Here is a 21,800-nt window from a genome sequence, read left to right as displayed (position 1 = left end):
TTTTATGTTTATTTTTCTACACATTATATTTTGTTTAAACTGCTTTTGATTTTGCAGATCCTGTATTTAAAGTAAGAGCAAGGAAGAACATTGCAAGCACACAAGAAGCAAGGAGCAAAATGAATCCGCCGTCCCATCCGAATCCATCTACAATAAAGCCCATGGCTGCGCTAGCAAAAGTAGCTCCACCTAGGTAACCGAAGAACCCAGTTAAACCAGCGGCAGTTCCAGCAGCTTTTTTTGGTGCTAAGTCTAGCGCGTGAAGACCAATTAACATAACAGGTCCGTAAATTAAAAATCCAATGGAAACAAGTGCGATACTATCAATGATTGGATGCCCAGCAGGATTTAGCCAGTAAACAAGAACGGCAATGAATACACCGACCATAAATAAAATACCAGCAGGTGCGCGGCGCCCTTTAAATAGTTTATCACTCATCCATCCGCAAAGAAGTGTACCTGGAATACCAGCCCATTCGTATAGAGCATAAGCTGTACGTGAGCTACTATGAGTAAAGCTTTTTTCTTCTACTAAATAAGTAGGAGCCCAGTCTACAACGCCGTAACGAACGAAATAAACAAAAACGTTAGCGATAGCGATGTACCATAAAAACTTATTGTTTAATATGTATGTAAATAAAATTTCCTTTACCGAAAGCTCGCGTTCACGGTCCGCTACTTTTTCATCTGATGGATATTCCCCAGTGTGTTCTTCAATAGAAGGTAATCCGCAAGATTGAGGTGTATCTCTCATCGTAATTAATACATAAATACCCACTAAAATTGAAAGAATACCTGGGAAGTAAAATATACTTTTCCAGTCATTTGCAAAGAAATATAAGCCTAATGTAACGAGAGAAGGCATAAGCGCGCCGCCGACATTATGAGCGACGTTCCAAATAGACATTTTTGTACCACGTTCACTAACGGAGAACCAGTGAACCATCGTACGGCCACAAGGAGGCCATCCCATACCTTGTACCCATCCATTTAAAAACTGAAGTACAAACATAAGTATAATGCTCGTTGTAATGAAAGAAAATGAGCCGAAAATAATATTAATGATACCGGATAAAAATAGCCCAGCTGCTAAAAAGTAGCGAGGATTACAACGATCGGATACGATACCCATAAGAAATTTACTTAATCCGTAAGCGATAGATACTGCTGAAAGGATAACCCCAAGTTCCCCTTTACTAAAGCCTTGTTCGATTAAGTATGGCATTGCAAGTGAAAAGTTTTTTCGAACAAAGTAGTAACCCGCATAACCGATGAAGATACCTAAGAATACTTGTAAACGCAATTTACGGTATTCGCTATCAGTGCGATCAGTAGGTAAGCGTTCTGCGTGGGGCGCAGGTTTAAATAATTGTGTGAAAAACATAAAATGAAAATCCTCCCCTAATTAATTCGAAGCGTTTTAAGACAGAGAGAACACAAAAAGGCTATGAAATATAAAAAAGTTCCCTTTTTTATGATTCATAGCCGTATACTCCGATTCTCCGTGACTGTCAATATTAACTTCGACGAAAATTATACAACTTTGTGACAGAAATGTAAACGTTTTTATAAAGAAAGTTGTTGACGTATTTTGTTTGTGGGATTAATATTTAAATACGTTAAATATTTTATTGCTTAAATAAGAGGTGGATAACATGCCAAATGATATGACTCATATTGATAAGATTCAAGCTCTTACATTCGCTATAGGAAAGAAAATGCAAACAGAGCTATTAGAACAAATGCAAGCATCAGGACTTACACCACCGCAGTTTTATATTTTAAAGATTTTAGATCATTACGGAGCTTCAAGAGCGACACAATTGGCGGAGAAAATGTACGTGAAACCGAGCGCGATTACAGTAATGATTGATCGTTTAATTGATCATGGATTAGTAGAGCGCTATCACGACGATAATGATCGCCGCGTTGTTATCATTGAGCTAACGAAAAAGGGGAAAGCTACAGTAGAAGAAGCGATGGCGGCTCGTAATGAGCATATTGCAAAATACTTCTCACACTTAGAATTACAAGAGAGGGAAGATTTGTTACGCCTCTTTGAAAAGCTAGAAACAATTATTTGCGGGACACAAGAGAAAAAAGAGAAAAACTAAGAGGAATTGAGGAGATTACATGGAGCAACAAGAAAATCAGAATAGAAAGTTGTTGTTAATCGGTTTAGTAATCGCGATGCTATTTGCTGCATTGGACGGAACAATCGTTGGTACAGCAATGCCCCGTATCGTCGGTGAACTAGGCGGATTAAGTTTAATGACATGGTTAACAACAGCTTACATGTTAACATCAACAACGGTTGTACCGATTGCAGGTAAATTAGCGGATTTACTTGGGCGTCGTAACGTATATATAGCAGGATTAATTATCTTTATGGCTGGTTCAGCTTTATGTGGTATGGCAAACGGTATGACAGAATTAATTATTTTCCGTGGTATTCAAGGTCTTGGTGGCGGTATTATGATGCCAATGGCTATGATTATTATCGGAGATATGTTCACGGGAAAAGAACGTGCTAAATGGCAAGGTATTTTTGGAGCTCTATATGGTCTTGCCTCTGTAATTGGACCACAAGTTGGTGGTTGGATTGTAGACGCAGTGGACTGGAGATGGGTATTCTATATTAACTTACCAGTTGGTATTTTAGCGACAATCTTTATTGCAATGGGATTAAAAGCACATAAACAAACAGGACCAATTAAAATTGATATCGCCGGAATCTTCACGATGATTCTCGGTGTTGTAAGTTTATTACTTGCGTTAACGTTTGGTGGAAAAGATTATGCATGGGGTTCTTGGCAAATTATCGGGTTATTTGCACTAGCTGCCATTGGTATTGTTAGCTTTGTTATTGTTGAAACGAAGGCTGAAGAACCAATTTTACCGATGCACTTCTTTAAAAACCGCACATTTACACTACTGAATGCGATCGGTTTCTTTATGAGTATCGGAATGTTTGGAGCAATTATGTTCGTACCGTTCTTTATGCAAGGAATTGTAGGCGTAAGTGCTGCTGAATCAGGAACGATTATGACACCGATGATGATCACAATGATCGTTATGAGTATTATCGGTGGTCAACTTGTATTAAAAGTTGGTGTGAAACCACAAATTATTACAGGGATGCTTATTATGGCTAGTGGTTTCTGGTTATTAACAACGATGGATATGCACACAACTAAGCTTACCGCTACTTCTTATATGATGATTATCGGTTTAGGAATGGGTCTTGTTATGCCGATATTAACATTAGCATTACAAGAAAGCTTCCCGAAAAAAGATCTTGGTGTTGTAACATCATCAAGTCAATTCTTCCGTCAAATCGGTGGAACGTTTGGGATTACAATTTTAGGATCAATTATGAATAACACTTCAGGTACAACGTTAACAAATAAATTAGTACCTGTATTAGATACATTCCCAAAAGAAGCGGGACAAATGGTAACAAAATTGAAAGATATGATTCATACAGATCCACAGAGTTTATATTCTATGCTCTTTAGTCCAGAGGCATTAAAACAAATGCCAGAAGCATTTTCTAACAGTATCGTACCGGTTTTGAAAAGTTCTTTGGTGGATTCGCTTCATACTGTATTTTTAACAGGATTAGTATTTATCGTAGTAGGTGCAATCTTTACGATTTTCTTACAGAAGATTAAACTATCTGATCGTAAAAAAGCTGCAGAAGAGCCTGCTGTAGAAGAGAAAGAACAAACTGTATCATATTCATAATGAAAAAGCATCGCCTTATGGCGGTGCTTTTTTTGAGTATAACCTTAAAAGCTTTTTAGTGAGAAATGATTGACGTATTTTCATAAATGCGTTATATTATTTTGTGTAAACGGTTACATGAAATGAGGAGAAAAGAGAATGAGTACGATTAAAGACGTTGCAAAATTAGCAGGGGTATCTGTTGCGACCGTTTCCAGAGTGTTAAATAAAAATGGATATGTTCATGAGGATACATTAAAAAAAGTAGAGCGAGCAATTGAAATGCTAGATTATAAACCTAGTACAGTAGCACGATCTTTATACAATAAAAAATCTCGTTTAATTGGCTTAGTTGTTCCAAATATCGTGAATCCATTCTTTCCAGAAATTGCACGTGCCGTAGAAGATGTAGCACATAAGCAAGGTTACACAGTTGTCCTTTGTAACTCTGATGAAAATTTAGAAAAAGAGAAACAATACATTGATGTGCTTAGACAAAATAATGTGGATGGGTTTATTGTGGCAACGAATCCACAAAATAGTGTTAATTACATGAATTTGTCTATTCCAGTTGTTGCGATTGACCGAATGTTTAATGAGCGCATTCCTACTGTATATGCAGATAACTATGCAGGGAGTCAGGCGGCGACAAAGTTATTAATAGACAAAGGGTGTAAACATATTGCACATATTCGCGGACCGCGTGATGTGAGCACAGCTAATGAACGTTTTGAAGGTTTTGTAGATGTTATTACGCAAAATAATCTTTCTTATATGATTGCAGAGAGTACATTCGATCCAGCTAATAGTGAACAGGTCGCGGTAGGATTATTGGAAGAATATCCGCATATTGATGGGATTGTTGCTGGGAATGATTTAATTGCAATCGGCGTTGTAAAGGCTGCACTTCAAAAGGGAATTTCTATTCCAGACGATTTACAAATTATCGGATTCGATGGAATTTCTTTAACAGAAATGATGTATCCATCTATTACAACTGTTGCACAGCCAATTTATGAAATGGGGAAAATTGCAACAGAGTTGTTGTTAGAGCAGATGGAAGGAAATCCATTAGAAGAGAAACACTATCGTTTACCGATTGAAATTATAGAACGAAATACAACGAAGTAAGGAGATGAGACAGATGCCAAATATTGCAGTAGTAGGTAGTATTTCAATGGACTTAGTGGCTGTTTCAAAAATACGGCCGAAAGCAGGCGAAACGGTAATTGGTGAAGCATTTCATACGATCCCAGGAGGGAAAGGGGCCAACCAAGCAGTAGCTGCAGCTAGATTAGGAGCAAATGTAGCGATGGTTGGTGCAGTAGGAAATGATGATTACGGAACGGTAGTTAGAAAAAATTTAGAGAACGAACGCGTTTTTATCGACTATGTGGTACCGGTTACAGATAGAACGACAGGAATCGCTCATATCGTTTTAGCAGAAGAGGATAACAGTATTGTTGTCGTACAAGGAGCAAATGCTCTTGTAAATGAGTCGATTGTAGATCGTTCAAAAGACCTTCTTGTAAAAGCTGATATGGTTGTTCTTCAACTAGAGATTCCGCTTGAAACAGTAAAATACGTTCTGTCTATTTGTGAGGAGCATAAAATTCCAGTTATGTTGAATCCAGCTCCAGCACAATTTTTATCAGAAGATATTTTAGAAAAAGCGAATTATATTACGCCGAATGAGCATGAATGTCGCATTGTATTAGATGATTTTACATCACCAATTGAAGATTTACTGGCTAAATATCCAAACAAACTACTGATGACAGAAGGTTCTAATGGTGTTCGTTTTCATAACGGAACGGAAGTTATTCAAGTTCCAAGTATTGCCGTAGATGTAGTAGATACGACTGGAGCTGGTGATACATTTAACGGCGCGTTAGCAGTTGCGCTTTCTGAAGGAGAAATACTTCAAAAGGCTATTCGTTTCGCAAATATTGCTGGTGGTCTTTCTGTAACAAGACTTGGGGCACAGGGCGGTATGCCAACGAGAGATAGAGTACGTGAAGTGCAGGTGATTGTTGGATGAAAAAGCACGGTGTATTAAATAGTGAAATTGCGGCAGTCCTTGCTTCACTTGGACATACAGATACGATTGTAATTGCTGATTGCGGGTTACCTATTCCTGATGGAGTAAAACGAATTGATTTAGCAGTTGAAATCGGAAAACCTAGTTTTTTAGACGTATTACAAGTTGTTGCTGATGATATGGCAATTGAAAAAGTGATGTTAGCAGAAGAAGTTATTACAAATAATGCAGAGGTAAATAAAGAAGTTGAGATGCGTTTAATAGAGCCAGCATTTGAATATGTGTCTCATAAGGAATTTAAAGAGTATACAAAGAGAGCGAAGGCGATTATTCGTACAGGAGAAGCAACGCCTTATGCGAATGTTATTTTACATGCAGGCGTGATTTTTTAATAAAGGGATGTGATGAGAATGCATATTGAAATGAAGAACATTTCAAAAGCGTTCAGTGGTAATCCTGTTCTAAAAAACGCACAGTTTATGATTGAAACAGGAGAAGTCCATGCATTGATGGGGGAAAACGGAGCGGGGAAATCGACGCTCATGAAGATTCTAACAGGTGTATATAAAAAAGACAGTGGAGCAGTCACAATTGATGGACAAGAACGAACTTTTAAAAATGCGAAAGAAGCGGAAGAGTACGGTATTGCATTTATCCATCAAGAGTTGAACATATTACCGAATTTAACGGTAGCTGAAAATATGTTTCTTGGAAAAGAGTTAATGTATGGAAAAACGGGCATTTTACGTACGCGTCAAATGAATGCGATTGCTCAGCAGCAATTGGCAGATCTTGGTCTACATGTGAGAGGCGCTATGCTAGCAGGTGAATTATCAGTTGGACAACAGCAAATTATTGAAATTGCTAAAGCATTAATGACAAATGCGAGCGTTATTATTATGGATGAACCTACAGCAGCGTTAACAGATCGCGAAATTGAAACACTGTTTATTGTTATTAATAAATTGCGTAAAGAGGGCGTTTCGTTCGTTTATATTTCACACCGGATGGAAGAAATTTTTTCAATATGTGATGCTATTACGATTTTACGTGATGGAGAATATGTAGGGAAAAGATTAATTCCGGAGACATCATTTGATGAAGTAGTTAGCATGATGGTGGGTCGTAGTATTGGTGAACGTTATCCAGAACGAAATAGTCAAATTGGCGAAGTGATTTTTGAAATGCGTAACGGAACGAAAAAGGGGAAATTTGAAAATGTTTCGTTTCAAGTTAGAAAAGGTGAAATCCTTGGTGTTGCGGGCTTGATGGGAGCTGGTCGCACGGATATTATGAAAGCGATATTTGGATATGAACCGCTTGATTCAGGACAAATTTTTATGAATGGACAAGAAGTGAAAATTGATAGTCCAATTGATGCGATTAGACAACGAATTGCCTTTATTACAGAGGATAGAAAATCTGAAGGGCTTGTGTTAGATTTTTCGATTCGTGAAAATTTAGCTTTACCAAATTTAGAAAGTCTTTCAAAGGGAAGCGTTGTTAATAAAGGTTTAGAACAGCAATTTACAGAGGATATGATGAAGCTTCTTAACGTGAAAGCAGCAAACGGAGAGCAAGCTGTAAAATCTCTTTCTGGTGGAAATCAGCAAAAGATTGTAATTGCAAAATGGTTAGGTATTCATCCGCAGTTACTCATTTTAGATGAACCAACGAGAGGTGTAGATGTTGGGGCTAAAAAAGAAATTTACTCTATTATGAATAAGCTTACCGAGCAAGGAGATTCCGTTATTATGGTATCGTCTGAGCTTCCAGAAGTTTTAGGAATGAGTGATCGTGTTCTCGTCATTCATGAGGGGAAAATCGGTGGTATTTTAGAGAAGGATCAGGCATCGCAAGAGTCTATTATGGCACTAGCTACAGGGGGAGAGTAAGATATGGCTAAGAAGGGGAATGTATTACAACAACTTGGTTCTTTAATTGGATTAGTATTAATTATCGTAGTAATTACAGCTTTAAATCCAGCATTTATTGAAATTCCAAATTTATTTAATATACTGCGCCAAGTATCGATTAATGCACTCATTGCATTTGGAATGACCTTCGTTATTTTAACAGGGGGTATTGACTTATCGGTAGGTTCTATTTTAGCATTATCAAGTGCACTTGTTGCCGGAATGATGGCAAGTGGCATGGATCCGTTCCTTGCAATGGTAGTTGGATTATTAGCAGGTCTTGCAATGGGAATTATAAACGGTATCATTATTGCGAAGGGAAAAGTAGCTCCGTTTATTGCAACTTTAGCAACAATGACTATTTTTCGCGGGTTGACGCTTGTTTATATGGACGGACGTCCGATCACTGGTCTTGGTGATCATTTAATGTTCCAAATGTTTGGCCGTGGTTATTTCCTTGGTATTCCTGTGCCAGCCGTTACAATGATGATCGCTTTTGCAGTACTGTACTTTATTTTAAAGAAAACAACGTTTGGTCGCCGTACGTTTGCGATTGGTGGAAATGAAGAAGCGGCAGCTTTATCTGGTATTAATGTTACGAGAATTAAAGTAATGATTTACGGTCTTTCCGGAATTTTGGCAGCGCTTGCAGGTATTGTCTTAACATCAAGATTAGATTCTGCACAGCCGACTGCTGGTACTTCTTACGAATTAGATGCAATTGCTGCAGTTGTGTTAGGAGGAACGAGTCTTTCAGGTGGAAGAGGATGGATTGTTGGTACATTCATCGGTGTGCTTATTATTGGTGTACTAAATAACGGTTTAAATTTATTAGGTGTATCTTCTTTCTTCCAACAAGTTGTAAAAGGACTTGTAATCTTACTAGCTGTACTAATTGATCGTCGAAAAGAAGCGTAATGGAGGGGCAATTCATGAAAAGATGGTTACTGATACTCGTTGCATGCATCATGGTAGTTACTGCTGGTTGTTCAATGGAACCACCAGATTGGGCAAAGGATTCTGGCGATAAAGGTCGAAATAAAACTATTAAAGTTGGATTTTCTGTTTCCACTTTAAATAATCCATTTTTCGTCACGTTGAAAAAAGGTGCAGAAAAGAAAGCAAAAGATAGTGGCATTGAACTAATTGCTGTTGATGCACAAAATGATGCAGCGAAGCAAACAAACGATGTTGAAGATTTAATTCAAAAAGGTGTCGATGTAGTTGTTATTAATCCAACTGACTCAGATGCCGTTGCTTCAGCGGTAAGTGCAGCTAATGCAGCCAATGTTCCTGTTATTACAGTAGACCGAGTTGCGAATTCAGGTAAAGTTGTTTCTCACATTGCTTCTAACAATGTCGAAGGTGGTCAAATGGCTAGTGATTACATTCGGGAATTAGTTGGTGAAGGAACAAATGTTGCTGAGTTAGAAGGAATCCCAGGATCGTCTGCTGCTCGTGAGCGTGGGAAAGGATTCCATAACGTAGCTGATAAGTCTTTAAAAGTAGTAGCAAAACAAGCAGCTGATTTCGATCGTGCAAAAGGGTTATCCGTTATGGAAAATATTTTGCAAGCAAATAGCGATATAAAAGCAGTGTTTGCTCATAACGATGAAATGGCATTAGGCGCACTTGAGGCGTTGAAATCTGCTGGCAAAACGGACGTAGTCGTTGTTGGATTTGATGCAACGGACGATGCTGTAAAAGCGGTTAAAGATGGGCGCATGGCAGCAACAGTCGCTCAAAAACCGGAATTAATCGGAGAGAAGGCGATGGAAACAGCGAAAGAAATAACACAAGGTAAAAAAGTGGACAAATTTGTTCCGATTGAATTAGAGCTTATTAAGAAAAAATAAATAAATATAAAATGAAAATTAGGAAGGAAGAATAACAAATGAAATTTTTTATTGATACAGCAAACATTAACGAAATTAAAGAGGCAAATGCATTAGGTGTAGTAGCTGGAGTAACGACAAATCCATCGCTTGTAGCAAAAGAAGGCGTAGATTTCCATGAGCGTATTCGTGAAATTTGCAGCTTTATTGAAGGACCTGTAAGCGCAGAAGTAATTAGCTTAGAAGCTGATAAAATGATTGAAGAAGGAAAAGAGTTAGCAAAAATCGCTCCAAACGTTGTTGTAAAAGTTCCAATGACAACAGAAGGCTTAAAAGCAGTAAAAGCATTCTCAGATTTAGGAATTCGTACAAACGTTACATTAGTATTCTCAGCAGTGCAAGCATTACTTGCAGCTCGCGCTGGTGCGACATACGTTTCACCGTTCTTAGGTCGCTTAGATGATATCGGTCATAACGGTATGGACTTAATTCGCCAAATCGCAGAAATCTTTGCAATTCACGGCATTGAAACAGAAATCATTGCAGCATCTGTACGTCACAGTGTTCACGTAACAGAAGCAGCATTAAACGGTTCACATATTGCAACAATCCCAGCAAACGTAATCGCTTCATTAGTGAAGCACCCATTAACAGATCAAGGAATTGAGAAATTCTTAGCTGATTGGGAAAAAACACAAGAGAAATAATACGAAATAGAGAACCCGAGTTTAATTAACTTGGGTTCTTTTTTTTGTTTGAAAGAATTTTCATGCAATTGTGCATATTGTCTTTTAAATTTTTAATATAAGCTATTTAATATATAACAAATCACTCTTTATTTTTCACATTTCGACATAAAAAGATAGAGGGTCTGACCAGAAAACTGGAGGGCATGATTCTATAACAGAAAGCTTATTGCTTATAGAATCATGTCTTTTATTATACAAGGGAGGATAGATTACGTGTTTTTATCTGAAGTTTAAGATTGATACAAGGGGATGATTAAAATGAGAAAAAAAGCGCCATTTAAAGTGTTGTCATCATTAACGATCGCGACATTCATCGGATGCTCAGCTGTAATGAGTGCTCCGTTAGCATACGCAGAAACGCCAGCAAAAGAAAGTGTGTCTACAACGCCAATTGATCATAACTTAATTCAAGAAGATCGTTTAGCGGAAGCGCTGAAAGAAAGAGGAACAATTAATCCAGCATCATCAAAAGAAGAGACAAAAAGGGCTGTAGAGCAATATATTGAAAAGAAACAAGGGGATCAGGCAAATAAAGAAATTCTTCCAGATGATGCTGCTCAAGAAGCATCTGATTTCGTGAAAAAGGTAAAAGAGAAAAAGATGGAAGAAAAGGAAAAAGTAAAGAAAGCTGAAAAAAATGTTAGTCCTGATCAAAAGCCGGAACCAAATAAAAAGCAATTGAATGGGCAAGTTCCAACTTCTAAGGCGAAACAAGCTCCATATAGTGGACCTGCCCGCAATGATAAAGTGTTAGTGTTACTCGTTGAATTTAGTGATTATAAACATAATAATATTGAACAAACACCAGGTTATATGTATTCGAAAGACTTTAGTAGAGAACATTATCAAAAGATGTTATTCGGTAAGGAACCTTACACATTATTTGATGGTTCGAAAGTAAAAACATTTAAACAATATTATGAAGAGCAGTCTGGCGGTAGTTATACGACAGACGGATATGTAACGGAGTGGCTAACTGTCCCAGGCAAAGCATCTGATTACGGAGCTGATGGTAGCAGTGGTCATGATAATAAAGGACCAAAAGGTGCACGTGATTTAGTGAAGGAAGCTTTACAAGCAGCTGCTGAGAAAGGGTTAGATTTATCTCAATTTGATCAATTCGATAGATATGATACAAATGGTGATGGGAATCAAAATGAATCTGACGGTGTAATTGATCATTTAATGGTAATCCATGCTGGTGTTGGTCAAGAAGCTGGTGGCGGTAAATTAGGTGATGATGCGATTTGGTCACATCGTTCAAAATTAGCAAGAGATCCAGTAGCGATTGAAGGTACAAAATCAAAGGTAGATTATTGGGATGGAAAAGTAGCAGCGCATGATTACACAATTGAACCAGAAGACGGTGCAGTAGGTGTGTTTGCACATGAATTTGGACATGACCTTGGTTTACCGGATGAATATGATACGAAGTATACTGGAACTGGATCACCAGTCGAAGCTTGGTCATTGATGAGTGGAGGTAGCTGGACAGGGAAAATCGCAGGAACAGAGCCAACTAGTTTTTCTCCACAAAATAAAGATTTTTTACAAAAGAATATGGGCGGCAACTGGGCGAAAATTTTAGAAGTAGATTACGATAAAATTAAGCGTGGTGTAGGAGTTCCTACATATATTGATCAAAGTGTTACAAAATCAAATCGTCCAGGTATAGTACGTGTCAATTTACCAGATAAGAGTATCGAAACAATTAAGCCTGGGTTTGGAAAACAGGCATACTATAGTACAAGAGGCGATGATATTCATACGAAATTAGAAACACCGTTCTTTGATTTAACGAAGGGAACAAATGCAAAGTTTGATTATAAGGCGAATTATGAATTAGAAGCTGAGTGTGATTTCATCGAAGTACATGTTGTAACTGAAGATGGAACAAAAACATTGATTGATAGATTAGGAGAAAAGATAGTACAAGATGATAAAGATACAACAGATGGGAAATGGATTGATAAATCATACGATTTAAGTCAGTTCAAAGGGAAGAAAGTTAAACTACAATTCGACTATATTACAGATCCAGCTTTAACATATAAAGGTTTTGCAATGGATAATGTAAATGTAACAGTTGATGGACAAGTAGTATTTTCAGATGATGCAGAAGGACAATCTAAAATGAAGTTAAATGGATTCGTTGTTTCTGATGGGACAGAAAAGAAACCCCATTATTATTATCTAGAGTGGAGAAACTATGCTGGGTCAGATAATGGATTAAAAGCGGGAAGAGGTCCGGTGTATAATACAGGTCTTGTCGTTTGGTATGCAGATGATAGCTTCAAAGACAACTGGGTTGGGGTGCATCCAGGTGAAGGATTCCTTGGTGTTGTTGACTCTCATCCAGAAGCGTTAGTTGGCAATCTAAACGGGAAACCAGCGTACGGTAATACTGGAATGCAAATTGCAGATGCTGCATTTTCATTTGATCAAACGCCAGCATGGAGTGCAAATTCATTAACACGTGGACAATTTAATTATACCGGATTACAAGGTGTTACAACATTTGATGATTCAAAAGTATACAGCAACAAACAAATTGCTGACGCAGGACGAAAAGTTCCAAACCTTGGGCTTAAATTCCAAGTTGTTGGACAAGCAGATGATAAGTCTGCAGGTGCTGTTTGGATTAGACGTTAATAAAATAAAAGCACATTCTTCATATGAAGAGTGTGCTTTTATATTTGTACAGTAAGTTATTATTTTAGCTTGTGTAATACAACTGTTTATCTATATGTAGTGTATCAAATTATGTGGGGAAAGGAAATATTTCCGAGGAAATTGTCGAAGTATCGTTGGTATTTATAAACTTTCTTTTTAAAAGAAGAGATGTAGCATTGCTTTTACAGTGCAATTTATTTACATTGTTATTTGGCTATACACAAAAGTAATATATTAGGCGAAAAAAGAGCTCTATTGGAAGAGCTCCTTTTTAATGACAGAAAGGAGGGAGTTATAAATGAAAGAAACAATTGCATGTCCACAATGTGAAGAGATTATTACTGCACAACATATTATCGATATCCCACATCCTTTTTCATTAAGGTGTCCGCATTGTAAGGTAAAGCTGAAAGAAATGAGGATAACACCATGTTTAATATTAGTGGCAATTTGTATTATCCCACTGTTTATTATTATTGGAGAGAGTATTAAAGAATTGCTAGGAAAACATTTTTCTATTGTAGATCATGTACCAACCGTACTTATTTTCTTCTTATTTTGTTATCCGTTGTATTATTTCTATGAAAAATATAATGCCATATTATTCATTAAATATGGTTTGTTGAAAGTTAAAAGTTGAATTGAATAGGAGATTATCATTATGTTGTGGAAAATTTATTTAGTAATTGTAGCGATATTAGCTATTACTTCGTTAGTAAGAGGGATGTTTCAAACACCGATTCAAAAGTTTGATTTTGTAGTGTCTATTATTACATGGATAGGACTATTTGGATTTGTTTTTGATGTACAAATATTGACGCCGATCGTTTGGCAATGCATCTTTGTGTTTAGCATCATTTGGACTTTAACTGCAGTTTTTGTTTTACGATTATATGAAGAGAAAGATGAGCCATTACCTTTTATATTTAAATTAATTGGCATTATCCCAACTTTTCCGTTATATTACGGATTATATCAATATGCATTTTAAAAAAAAGACAATGATGGGCTACCCCATCATTGTCTTTTTCACTTTGCTTCTTACATAAATCATGCCAGCAAATGTTAATAAGAATGCAGTTCCGATAACAAAGCTAGCGCTAGGAGATGCTCCGATTGCTCCGACTGTAAAGGAGCCAGCAACAACTCCTAACGAGAAGAATGCATAAAACAATCCGAATGCTTTCCCTCGGTTACCATCTGTTGTATTTTCAACAAGTAAAGCATTAATTGCTGGGAAGAGGATAGCGAATCCAATTCCATAAATCATCATAACGATAAAGAGCATGCCTTTTGTTGCAAATAATCCGAGTAAAGATAACGCTAGTGCCATTACTGCAATCCCGATTAGCATTAGTTTTGAACGATTAAATCGATCGTAAATGCGATTTGTTGGCAGTAAGAAGAAGAGGATAGCGGTAATTCCGAATACACTTAACATCATGCCTGTTGTAGATGCTTTAAGTGCTAACGCCTCAACTTTTACTGGTAACATATAAGTGACAATCCCTTGTGAAAACATGAGTGTGAAAGCACCAATATATGCTTGTAATAAAGGTTCAGATCTCAATAGTTCAATCATATCTTCTTTGTTCATCATTTGTGTTCTTGATGTATCTTTCCTTGATACGTTATTTGGTAAGAAGAATAGAGATACGATTGTACCAAGGACCATTAAAATAGAAATGGTAATGAACACCCACTCTATACCAGCTGTTGCTTTCATAATGCCGCTGAAAGCAGGTCCTACGATTGCCGCTGTTCCAACAGCAGCACCAGATAGAGCCATTGCCTTACCTTGCCTTGCTGAATTTGTTTGTTTTGATAAAAACGTAAAGGCAGCAGGAATTAAAAATCCGTCACTAAAACCGTGCATAAAGCGCACAACTAATAGTTGTTCACCACTTTGAACAACGGTGTATAACAAGACTATGAAACTCGTAATTCCCATGCTTATATAAAGGATTTTTTTTGCACCAAATTTATCAACAGCGGCTCCAGCAATAATATTACCGATCATATTAGCGAATGAGTACATACCGACAACTAGCCCGATAACAAGAGGGGTTCCTCCAAGGCTTTGAGCGAAAGTACTCATAATAGGTAATTGTGAAAATGTATCTAAAAACGCTACGATAACAATAAAGTAAATAAAATATTTCAAGCGATATTCACCTCTCCTATGCTATTATGGCATAATGCTAATTTCAACCGCAATGAAATTGAATTAACAGATGTGGAAAAAAGTACAAAGTGACAAAATATTGAACGTTATTTGTTAAAAATTAGTGAAAACGAGATTGTTTTTTGAAATATATGGATAAAAGTATTATAATAGATTTGTAAACTTCACCAGGTTAAGTATATACATAGAGAGGGATGTATAAAATGAAAGCATTACTTTGGCATAATCAACATGATGTACGAGTAGAAGAAGTACCAGAACCAACTGTAAGACCAGGAGCAGTGAAAATTAAAGTTAAATGGTGTGGTATCTGCGGGACAGACCTGCATGAATATTTAGCAGGTCCTATTTTTATTCCAACAGAAGAACATCCATTAACACACGTAAAAGCACCGGTTATTTTAGGTCATGAGTTTAGTGGTGAGGTAGTAGAAATTGGTGAAGGAGTTACATCTCATAAAGTGGGAGACCGCGTTGTTGTAGAACCAATTTATTCTTGTGGTAAATGTGAAGCTTGTAAACATGGACATTACAATGTTTGTGAACAACTTGTTTTCCACGGTCTTGGTGGAGACGGCGGTGGTTTCTCTGAATATACAGTAGTACCAGAAGATATGGTTCATCATATTCCAGATGAAATGACGTATGAACAAGGTGCGCTTGTAGAACCAGCAGCAGTAGCAGTTCATGCAGTACGTCAAAGTAAATTAAAAGAAGGGGAAGCTGTAGCAGTATTTGGTTGTGGTCCAATTGGACTTCTTGTTATCCAAGCAGCTAAAGCAGCAGGAGCAACTCCTGTTATCGCAGTGGAACTTTCTAAAGAACGTCAAGAGCTAGCTAAATTAGCAGGTGCTGATTACGTATTAAATCCAGCAACTCAAGATGTACTAGCAGAAATTCGTAACTTAACAAATGGTTTAGGTGTAAATGTTAGCTTTGAAGTAACAGGTGTTGAAGTTGTACTTCGTCAAGCAATTGAAAGTACAAGCTTTGAAGGCCAAACTGTAATTGTTAGTGTGTGGGAAAAAGATGCGACAATTACTCCGAACAACCTTGTATTAAAAGAAAAAGAAGTTATCGGTATTCTTGGATATCGTCATATATTCCCAGCTGTTATTAAATTAATTAGCTCTGGCCAAATTCAAGCAGAGAAATTAATTACGAAAAAAATTACAGTGGACCAAGTTGTTGAAGAAGGCTTTGAAGCACTTGTAAAAGATAAAAAACAAGTGAAAATTCTTGTTTCACCTAAATAATATACAATAGAAGAAAGTAGCCCTTTTCTAGAAATAGAAAAGGGCTACTTTTTTTCTATACTGAAAGGTGATAGACTTTCCTTTAACTAAAGGTATTTTTGTTTGGAAGGGGAAGTCCAATGCTTTCATTTATGTTGACATTGAAACGGATGTTAAGAGCCTGTTTACGAGCATGGAAAGATAAAGAGTTTCAAGTGTTATTCGTATTAACAATGTTGACATTAACATCGGGGACGATTTTTTATAGTACAGTTGAAGGATTACGTCCTCTTGACGCTTTATATTTTAGCGTGGTCACGTTGACGACTGTCGGTGATGGGAATTTTAGTCCGCAAACTGATTTTGGAAAGGTATTTACGATCTTATACATATTTATTGGGATTGGATTAGTGTTTGGATTTATTCATAAATTGGCAATTAATGTGCAACTGCCAAGTATATTATCGAAAAGAAAAAAAGAGTAGAGCGGTTAATCGCTTTACTCTTTTTTTACATTAGTTTAGAAAATTATTTGCAGTAGCTTAACAATACTTTATTACACTGTAAGTGTATTCATTCATTACGTTCACTATGTATAAAGTTATAGTAATATGAACATTTGCATATTTTAATTTATTGATAGAAATTTTGTGAAAGGTGGGATATTCTAGTCATAGGTTAACCGGAAGACATTATAGGATCCTAAAAAAATATGAACAATAATTCAATTATAAAATGGAGGATTTCAGATGAAAAAGAAAGTTCTTGCTTTAGCAGCAGCTATTACGTTAGTAGCGCCATTACAAAGCGTTGCATTTGCTCATGAAAACGATGGAGGACAGAGAGTTGGAGTTATTCCGCGCTGGTCTGCTGAAGATAAGCATAAAGAAGGCGTAAACTCTCATTTATGGATTGTAAACCGTGCAATGGATATTATGTCTCGTAATACAACACTTGTAAAACAAGATCAAGTTGCACTATTAAATGAATGGCGTACGGAGTTAGAGAACGGTATTTATGCTGCTGACTATGAAAATCCTTATTATGATAATAGCACATTTGCTTCACACTTCTATGACCCTGACAATGGAAAAACTTATATTCCATTTGCAAAGCAGGCAAAGGAAACTGGAGCTAAATATTTCAAATTAGCAGGTGAGTCATACAAAAATAAAGATATGAAACAAGCATTCTTCTATTTGGGGTTATCTCTTCATTATTTAGGGGATGTAAATCAACCGATGCATGCAGCAAACTTTACAAATCTTTCGTATCCACAAGGGTTCCATTCTAAATATGAAAACTTTGTAGATACGATAAAAGATAATTATAAAGTAACGGATGGAAATGGATATTGGAACTGGAAAGGTACAAATCCAGAAGATTGGATTCATGGAGCGGCAGTAGTTGCGAAACAAGATTACTCTGGCATTGTAAATGATAATACGAAAGATTGGTTCGTGAAAGCAGCTGTATCACAAGAATATGCAGATAAATGGCGCGCTGAAGTTACACCAATGACAGGTACGCGATTAATGGATGCACAACGTGTTACTGCTGGATACATCCAGCTTTGGTTTGATACGTACGGAAATCGTTAAATATTTGAAAAAGGTCAAATCTCAGAATAGAGTATTTGGCCTTTTTATCACTACACAGTACATGGAGGTATGAAACGTGAAAGGTAAATTGCTAAAAGGTGTACTTAGCTTTGGTATTGGTTTAGGAGCTTTATATAGTGGATCTTCAGCTCAAGCAGAAATGTCTACAAATCAAAATGATACGTTAAAAGTAATGACCCATAATGTATATATGTTATCAACGAATTTATATCCAAACTGGGGACAAAATGAGCGTGCGGATTTAATTGGGGCAGCGGATTATATGAAAAATCAAGATGTTGTTATATTAAATGAAGTATTTGATAATAACGCTTCGAATCATTTGTTAGGGAATTTAAAGAAAGAATATCCAAACCAAACAGCGGTATTAGGTCGTAGTAACGGAAACGAATGGGATAAAACGTTAGGTAACTATTCATCTTCGACCCCTGAAGATGGCGGTGTAGCTATTGTAAGTAAATGGCCAATTGTTGAAAAGGTTCAATATGTATTCGAAAAAGGCTGCGGGCCAGATAACTTATCGAATAAAGGATTTGTATACACAAAAATTAAGAAAAATGATCGTTTCGTTCATGTAATTGGGACGCATTTACAAGCTGAAGATAATATGTGTGGACAAACTTTGCCAGCATCTGTACGTACAAAACAGCTACAAGAAATTCAAGAGTTTATTAAAAATAAAAATATACCAAATAACGAGTATGTGTTAATTGGTGGTGATATGAATGTAAATAAAATAAATGCTGAGAACAATAGTGACTCAGAGTACGCATCCATGTTCAAAACATTGCACGCTTCTATTCCATCTTATACTGGACATACTGCAACTTGGGATGCGACGACAAACAGTATTGCGAAATATAACTTCCCCGATAGCCCTGCCGAGTATTTAGATTATATTATTACAAGTAAGGACCATGCTAATCCATCGTATATAGAGAATAAGGTGTTACAGTCGAAATCGCCACAATGGACGGTTACGTCATGGCTCAAAAAATATACATATAATGATTACTCGGATCATTATCCAGTAGAGGCGACTATTTCTATGAAGTAGAGTAGCCTTGAAAAAGTTTCTTCGTAAAGAAGAAACTTTTTTTATTTGAAAACAGGAAAATCATTCTTTCTTTCCAATATGTATAAGACATATATAGAAGAGGAGAGAAAAATGTGGATAGAGGAATTTTTAAGGAAGTTCCATTACCGTGTGCATTTTTAGATGAAGTGGCTTTAGAGAGGAATATTCAATCGATTATAGAGTTAAGTGGAGATAAGAAGATTCGTATAGCGAGTAAATCATTACGCTCTGTTCCAATTATGAAAAAGATTTTAGCTGCAAATAATCGGTTTCAAGGTATTATGTGTTTTTCTCCTAGAGAAGCTTTGTTTTTAATTGAACAAGGATTTAATGATTTATTGCTCGGATATCCTGCTTATGATGAAAGAGCTTTATATGAAATTAGTTTGCTAACAAAGCAAGGGCACATTATAACTTGTATGGTGGATTGTGAAGACCATATTACTTATTTAGAAAAGATTGCTGAGAAGTCTAAAGGGTGTTTTCGCGTTTGTTTGGATATTGATATGAGTAGCCGTTTTTTTCAATTTCATTTTGGTGTAAAAAGATCCCCAGTAAAAGATGTGCAGAGCGCTTTGAAAATAGTAGAAAAGGTGAAGGGCTCATCATATTTAATACTAGATGGTGTAATGGGATATGAAGCTCAAATTGCCGGGGTGGGGGATCATATACCGAATCAATGGATGAAAAGTAAAGTGGTTTCGTATTTAAAGAAGAAATCAGTGTTAGAAATTAACGAAAGAAGAGGGAATATCGTAAAAGAAATACACAACTTGGGCATTGAACTAAGGTTTGTAAATGGGGGCGGAACGGGAAGTATAAAAACAACCGTTCAAGATAAATCAGTGACAGAGATTACTGTAGGATCCGCTTTTTACTCTCCTAAACTATTTGATTATTATAAAGAAGTGAAATTTCAGCCAGCCGTTGGATTTGCTTTACCAGTTGTGCGTAAACCGGCTCCGTTTATTTATACTTGCCTAGGTGGCGGATATATTGCCTCAGGTGCAGTTGGTAAAGATAAAGAGCCTGAGGTTTGGCGACCGAGTGGTGCAAAACTATTAGCTTTAGAAGGTGCTGGTGAAGTGCAAACGCCAATTTTTTATAACGGTGAGGAACGAGTAGCGATAGGAGATTCTATCTTGTTTCGTCATAGTAAAGCTGGAGAGTTATGTGAGCGTTTTCCTGTTTTGTATCGCATTAAAAAAGGGGAAATTGTTGGAGAGTATTTAACATATCGGGGGGATGGACAATGCTTTCTATAAAGGGACAAAAATGGAGAAATTGGACAGGGAATGTAGAAGGAACGCCGCATTATACGATGTATCCAAAAAGTATACAAGATGTAGTAGAAGTTGTGGGGCTTGCACGAAAAAAAGGAAAGAAAATTCGTGTTGTCGGTTCAGGGCATTCTTTTACACCTCTTGTGCAAACGGAAGAAATTTTAGTTTCTTTAGATGAATTGAAGGGCATTATGAATATTGATGCAGAGAAGATGACTGTTGAAGTGTGGGCGGGAACAAAGTTACATGATTTAGGGAAGTTACTTCAGGAAAAAGGTTATGCGCAAGAAAATTTAGGAGATATTGATTCACAATCTATTGCAGGAGCGATTAGTACGGGAACTCATGGGACGGGTGTTACATTTGGGAGTTTATCAACACAAGTTATAGAGATTACGGCAGTTTTATCAACAGGTGAGAGTATAGTTTGTTCAGAAACCGAAAACGCCGAATATTGGAAAGCATTTCAGCTGTCGCTTGGAATGCTAGGTATTATTGTAAAGATAAAATTGAAGGTTATCCCAGCGTATTCTCTCGTTTATGAAAGCGAAAAACAGTCATTAACTACTGTAATGAACAAACTAGAAGAATATAAGAAGAATCGTCATTTTGAATTTTTCGTTTTTCCTTATTCAGATGAAGTGCAAGTGAAATTTACAAACGAAACAACGAGTAAAGAAAGTGATTTGAAATGGCATAAACTAAAGGTGGAGTTACTTGAAAATAGGATGTTCTCTTTGTTATCTAAAGGGTGTAAATGGTTTCCTTCTATAAGTAAAGGAGTAAGTCGATTATCAGCTAAGGCTGTACCAAACACAAAAATAATTGGACCAAGCTATGAAGTGTTCGCTACATCACGTACGGTTCCATTTTATGAAATGGAGTACAGTGTCCCTTCAAAGTATATGAGGACTGTTGTAGAAGAGATTTCAAATCTTATTGAAAAGAAAAAGTATAAGGTACACTTCCCGATTGAATGCCGCTACGTGAGAGATGATGATATATGGCTCAGTCCAGCGTACGGAAGAGATTCAGCGTATATTGCTGTTCATATGTATAAAGGTATGAAATATGCCGCTTATTTTGGTGAAGTGGAGAAAATTTTTCTAAAGTATGAAGGGCGCCCACATTGGGGGAAAATGCATACGTTAACGTACGAAAAATTACAAAATATATATCCAGAATTGCATTCGTTTCTAAAAATGAGGAAGTCACTAGATGAAACAGGAATGTTTTTAAGCCCTTATACAGAAAAGTTATTTACGAGTATGAAAAAAAGCTGACAAATTATTATTTGTCAGCTTTTTTAAGTGTAATTGCATTTCTTGTATGACTAATACGCTCGTAAAATAGTAATTTATCACTGCTAAATACATGTAATAAAACATGAATAATAAATAGCCCGTTAATTACGAATTGGAATAACAGTATAACTAGTAATACTAAAGGCTCTGTAT

The 21,800-nt window shown here is 36.6% G+C and carries 20 protein-coding genes and 1 pseudogene; 18 read left to right on the top strand and 3 right to left on the bottom strand.

Going from position 1 to position 21,800, the window contains the following annotated elements; all coding sequences use genetic code 11:
- Nucleotides 1-34: 34 nt before the first annotated feature.
- Nucleotides 35-1,384, bottom strand: a complete 1,350-nt coding sequence (gene glpT, locus AB3X48_RS03585; RefSeq protein ID WP_016103539.1) for a glycerol-3-phosphate transporter — start codon at nucleotides 1,382-1,384, stop codon at nucleotides 35-37.
- Nucleotides 1,385-1,655: 271 nt separating this feature from the next.
- Between glpT and AB3X48_RS03580 the strand changes: the two genes are divergently transcribed.
- The 12 genes from AB3X48_RS03580 (at nucleotide 1,656) to AB3X48_RS03525 (ending at nucleotide 13,931) form a co-directional block, all read left to right on the top strand.
- The gene (locus AB3X48_RS03580; protein ID WP_002114114.1) at nucleotides 1,656-2,114 is read left to right on the top strand and encodes a MarR family winged helix-turn-helix transcriptional regulator; all 459 of its coding nucleotides are present in this window, start codon (nucleotides 1,656-1,658) and stop codon (nucleotides 2,112-2,114) included.
- 19 nt (nucleotides 2,115-2,133) lie between these two features.
- Entirely contained in the window at nucleotides 2,134-3,747 is a 1,614-nt protein-coding gene (locus AB3X48_RS03575) for an MDR family MFS transporter (RefSeq protein ID WP_002114116.1), read from the top strand.
- Between the two features lie 138 nt (nucleotides 3,748-3,885).
- Nucleotides 3,886-4,857 (top strand): ribose operon transcriptional repressor RbsR, encoded by a 972-nt coding sequence (gene rbsR, locus AB3X48_RS03570; RefSeq protein WP_002159290.1) that lies wholly within the window; start codon nucleotides 3,886-3,888, stop codon nucleotides 4,855-4,857.
- A 13-nt stretch (nucleotides 4,858-4,870) separates the two neighbouring features.
- Nucleotides 4,871-5,767: a ribokinase gene (gene rbsK / locus AB3X48_RS03565; protein ID WP_016103540.1), complete on the top strand. Its 897-nt coding sequence runs from the start codon at nucleotides 4,871-4,873 to the stop codon at nucleotides 5,765-5,767.
- The gene (gene rbsD / locus AB3X48_RS03560; protein ID WP_016103541.1) at nucleotides 5,764-6,159 is read left to right on the top strand and encodes a D-ribose pyranase; all 396 of its coding nucleotides are present in this window, start codon (nucleotides 5,764-5,766) and stop codon (nucleotides 6,157-6,159) included. Before rbsK ends, rbsD begins: the two co-directional genes overlap by 4 nt.
- Nucleotides 6,160-6,177: 18 nt before the next feature.
- The gene (gene rbsA / locus AB3X48_RS03555; protein ID WP_016103542.1) at nucleotides 6,178-7,662 is read left to right on the top strand and encodes a ribose ABC transporter ATP-binding protein RbsA; all 1,485 of its coding nucleotides are present in this window, start codon (nucleotides 6,178-6,180) and stop codon (nucleotides 7,660-7,662) included.
- A gap of 3 nt (nucleotides 7,663-7,665) precedes the next feature.
- The gene (locus AB3X48_RS03550) at nucleotides 7,666-8,601 is read left to right on the top strand and encodes an ABC transporter permease subunit (protein ID WP_002114125.1); all 936 of its coding nucleotides are present in this window, start codon (nucleotides 7,666-7,668) and stop codon (nucleotides 8,599-8,601) included.
- Between the two features lie 14 nt (nucleotides 8,602-8,615).
- Nucleotides 8,616-9,539, top strand: coding sequence for a ribose ABC transporter substrate-binding protein RbsB (rbsB, locus tag AB3X48_RS03545; protein ID WP_016103543.1), 924 nt, complete (start codon nucleotides 8,616-8,618; stop codon nucleotides 9,537-9,539).
- A 38-nt stretch (nucleotides 9,540-9,577) separates the two neighbouring features.
- On the top strand, nucleotides 9,578-10,225 hold the full coding sequence (gene fsa, locus AB3X48_RS03540) for a fructose-6-phosphate aldolase (protein ID WP_000667669.1): 648 nt from the start codon (nucleotides 9,578-9,580) through the stop codon (nucleotides 10,223-10,225).
- 300 nt (nucleotides 10,226-10,525) lie between these two features.
- Complete coding sequence (gene inhA2 / locus AB3X48_RS03535) at nucleotides 10,526-12,919, top strand: M6 family metalloprotease immune inhibitor InhA2 (protein WP_016103544.1); 2,394 nt, start codon at nucleotides 10,526-10,528, stop codon at nucleotides 12,917-12,919.
- Nucleotides 12,920-13,238: 319 nt separating this feature from the next.
- Nucleotides 13,239-13,580 carry a YcnL family membrane protein gene (locus AB3X48_RS03530; protein WP_016103545.1) on the top strand — a complete coding sequence of 114 codons (342 nt, stop codon included), beginning with the start codon at nucleotides 13,239-13,241 and terminating at the stop codon, nucleotides 13,578-13,580.
- 21 nt (nucleotides 13,581-13,601) lie between these two features.
- Entirely contained in the window at nucleotides 13,602-13,931 is a 330-nt protein-coding gene (locus AB3X48_RS03525) for a hypothetical protein (protein ID WP_002159283.1), read from the top strand.
- A gap of 18 nt (nucleotides 13,932-13,949) precedes the next feature.
- Here AB3X48_RS03525 and AB3X48_RS03520 read toward each other — a convergent pair whose 3' ends face one another.
- On the bottom strand, nucleotides 13,950-15,104 hold the full coding sequence (locus AB3X48_RS03520; protein WP_002114139.1) for an MFS transporter: 1,155 nt from the start codon (nucleotides 15,102-15,104) through the stop codon (nucleotides 13,950-13,952).
- Nucleotides 15,105-15,328: 224 nt separating this feature from the next.
- Here AB3X48_RS03520 and bdhA point away from each other — a divergent pair, with 224 nt between their 5' ends.
- The 6 genes from bdhA to AB3X48_RS03490 all read left to right on the top strand — a co-directional run bounded on the left by bdhA (nucleotide 15,329) and on the right by AB3X48_RS03490 (nucleotide 21,626).
- The gene (bdhA, locus tag AB3X48_RS03515) at nucleotides 15,329-16,381 is read left to right on the top strand and encodes a (R,R)-butanediol dehydrogenase (RefSeq protein ID WP_002114142.1); all 1,053 of its coding nucleotides are present in this window, start codon (nucleotides 15,329-15,331) and stop codon (nucleotides 16,379-16,381) included.
- A 119-nt stretch (nucleotides 16,382-16,500) separates the two neighbouring features.
- A complete protein-coding gene (locus AB3X48_RS03510; protein ID WP_016103546.1) occupies nucleotides 16,501-16,845 on the top strand; it encodes a potassium channel family protein in 345 nt (114 codons plus the stop codon).
- 264 nt (nucleotides 16,846-17,109) lie between these two features.
- A complete protein-coding gene (gene cerA / locus AB3X48_RS03505) occupies nucleotides 17,110-17,961 on the top strand; it encodes a phospholipase CerA (RefSeq protein ID WP_002114146.1) in 852 nt (283 codons plus the stop codon).
- Nucleotides 17,962-18,037: 76 nt separating this feature from the next.
- Entirely contained in the window at nucleotides 18,038-19,039 is a 1,002-nt protein-coding gene (gene sph / locus AB3X48_RS03500) for a sphingomyelinase C (RefSeq protein WP_016103549.1), read from the top strand.
- Between the two features lie 113 nt (nucleotides 19,040-19,152).
- Nucleotides 19,153-20,325 carry an amino acid deaminase/aldolase gene (locus AB3X48_RS03495; RefSeq protein ID WP_016103550.1) on the top strand — a complete coding sequence of 391 codons (1,173 nt, stop codon included), beginning with the start codon at nucleotides 19,153-19,155 and terminating at the stop codon, nucleotides 20,323-20,325.
- A complete protein-coding gene (locus AB3X48_RS03490) occupies nucleotides 20,313-21,626 on the top strand; it encodes a D-arabinono-1,4-lactone oxidase (protein WP_016103551.1) in 1,314 nt (437 codons plus the stop codon). Before AB3X48_RS03495 ends, AB3X48_RS03490 begins: the two co-directional genes overlap by 13 nt.
- A 7-nt stretch (nucleotides 21,627-21,633) precedes the next feature.
- Here AB3X48_RS03490 and AB3X48_RS03485 read toward each other — a convergent pair.
- A pseudogene (locus tag AB3X48_RS03485) lies at nucleotides 21,634-21,800 on the bottom strand (VanZ family protein); the annotation flags it as partial.

The sequence above is a fragment of the Bacillus sp. S4 genome, assembly GCF_040838205.1.
Lineage (GTDB): Bacteria > Bacillota > Bacilli > Bacillales > Bacillaceae_G > Bacillus_A > Bacillus_A cereus_U.
Note: the sequence above shows the minus strand (reverse complement) of the source record. Positions and strands in the feature narration are given on the sequence as shown.

What these genes read in the sequence shown, in the direction of transcription:
- glpT (WP_016103539.1), bottom strand. Translation starts at nt 1,384, where the DNA reads ATGTTTTTCACACAATTATTTAAACCTGCGCCCCACGCAGAACGCTTA.
- AB3X48_RS03580 (WP_002114114.1), top strand. Translation starts at nt 1,656, where the DNA reads ATGCCAAATGATATGACTCATATTGATAAGATTCAAGCTCTTACATTC.
- AB3X48_RS03575 (WP_002114116.1), top strand. Translation starts at nt 2,134, where the DNA reads ATGGAGCAACAAGAAAATCAGAATAGAAAGTTGTTGTTAATCGGTTTA.
- rbsR (WP_002159290.1), top strand. Translation starts at nt 3,886, where the DNA reads ATGAGTACGATTAAAGACGTTGCAAAATTAGCAGGGGTATCTGTTGCG.
- rbsK (WP_016103540.1), top strand. Translation starts at nt 4,871, where the DNA reads ATGCCAAATATTGCAGTAGTAGGTAGTATTTCAATGGACTTAGTGGCT.
- rbsD (WP_016103541.1), top strand. Translation starts at nt 5,764, where the DNA reads ATGAAAAAGCACGGTGTATTAAATAGTGAAATTGCGGCAGTCCTTGCT.
- rbsA (WP_016103542.1), top strand. Translation starts at nt 6,178, where the DNA reads ATGCATATTGAAATGAAGAACATTTCAAAAGCGTTCAGTGGTAATCCT.
- AB3X48_RS03550 (WP_002114125.1), top strand. Translation starts at nt 7,666, where the DNA reads ATGGCTAAGAAGGGGAATGTATTACAACAACTTGGTTCTTTAATTGGA.
- rbsB (WP_016103543.1), top strand. Translation starts at nt 8,616, where the DNA reads ATGAAAAGATGGTTACTGATACTCGTTGCATGCATCATGGTAGTTACT.
- fsa (WP_000667669.1), top strand. Translation starts at nt 9,578, where the DNA reads ATGAAATTTTTTATTGATACAGCAAACATTAACGAAATTAAAGAGGCA.
- inhA2 (WP_016103544.1), top strand. Translation starts at nt 10,526, where the DNA reads ATGAGAAAAAAAGCGCCATTTAAAGTGTTGTCATCATTAACGATCGCG.
- AB3X48_RS03530 (WP_016103545.1), top strand. Translation starts at nt 13,239, where the DNA reads ATGAAAGAAACAATTGCATGTCCACAATGTGAAGAGATTATTACTGCA.
- AB3X48_RS03525 (WP_002159283.1), top strand. Translation starts at nt 13,602, where the DNA reads ATGTTGTGGAAAATTTATTTAGTAATTGTAGCGATATTAGCTATTACT.
- bdhA (WP_002114142.1), top strand. Translation starts at nt 15,329, where the DNA reads ATGAAAGCATTACTTTGGCATAATCAACATGATGTACGAGTAGAAGAA.
- AB3X48_RS03510 (WP_016103546.1), top strand. Translation starts at nt 16,501, where the DNA reads ATGCTTTCATTTATGTTGACATTGAAACGGATGTTAAGAGCCTGTTTA.
- cerA (WP_002114146.1), top strand. Translation starts at nt 17,110, where the DNA reads ATGAAAAAGAAAGTTCTTGCTTTAGCAGCAGCTATTACGTTAGTAGCG.
- AB3X48_RS03490 (WP_016103551.1), top strand. Translation starts at nt 20,313, where the DNA reads ATGCTTTCTATAAAGGGACAAAAATGGAGAAATTGGACAGGGAATGTA.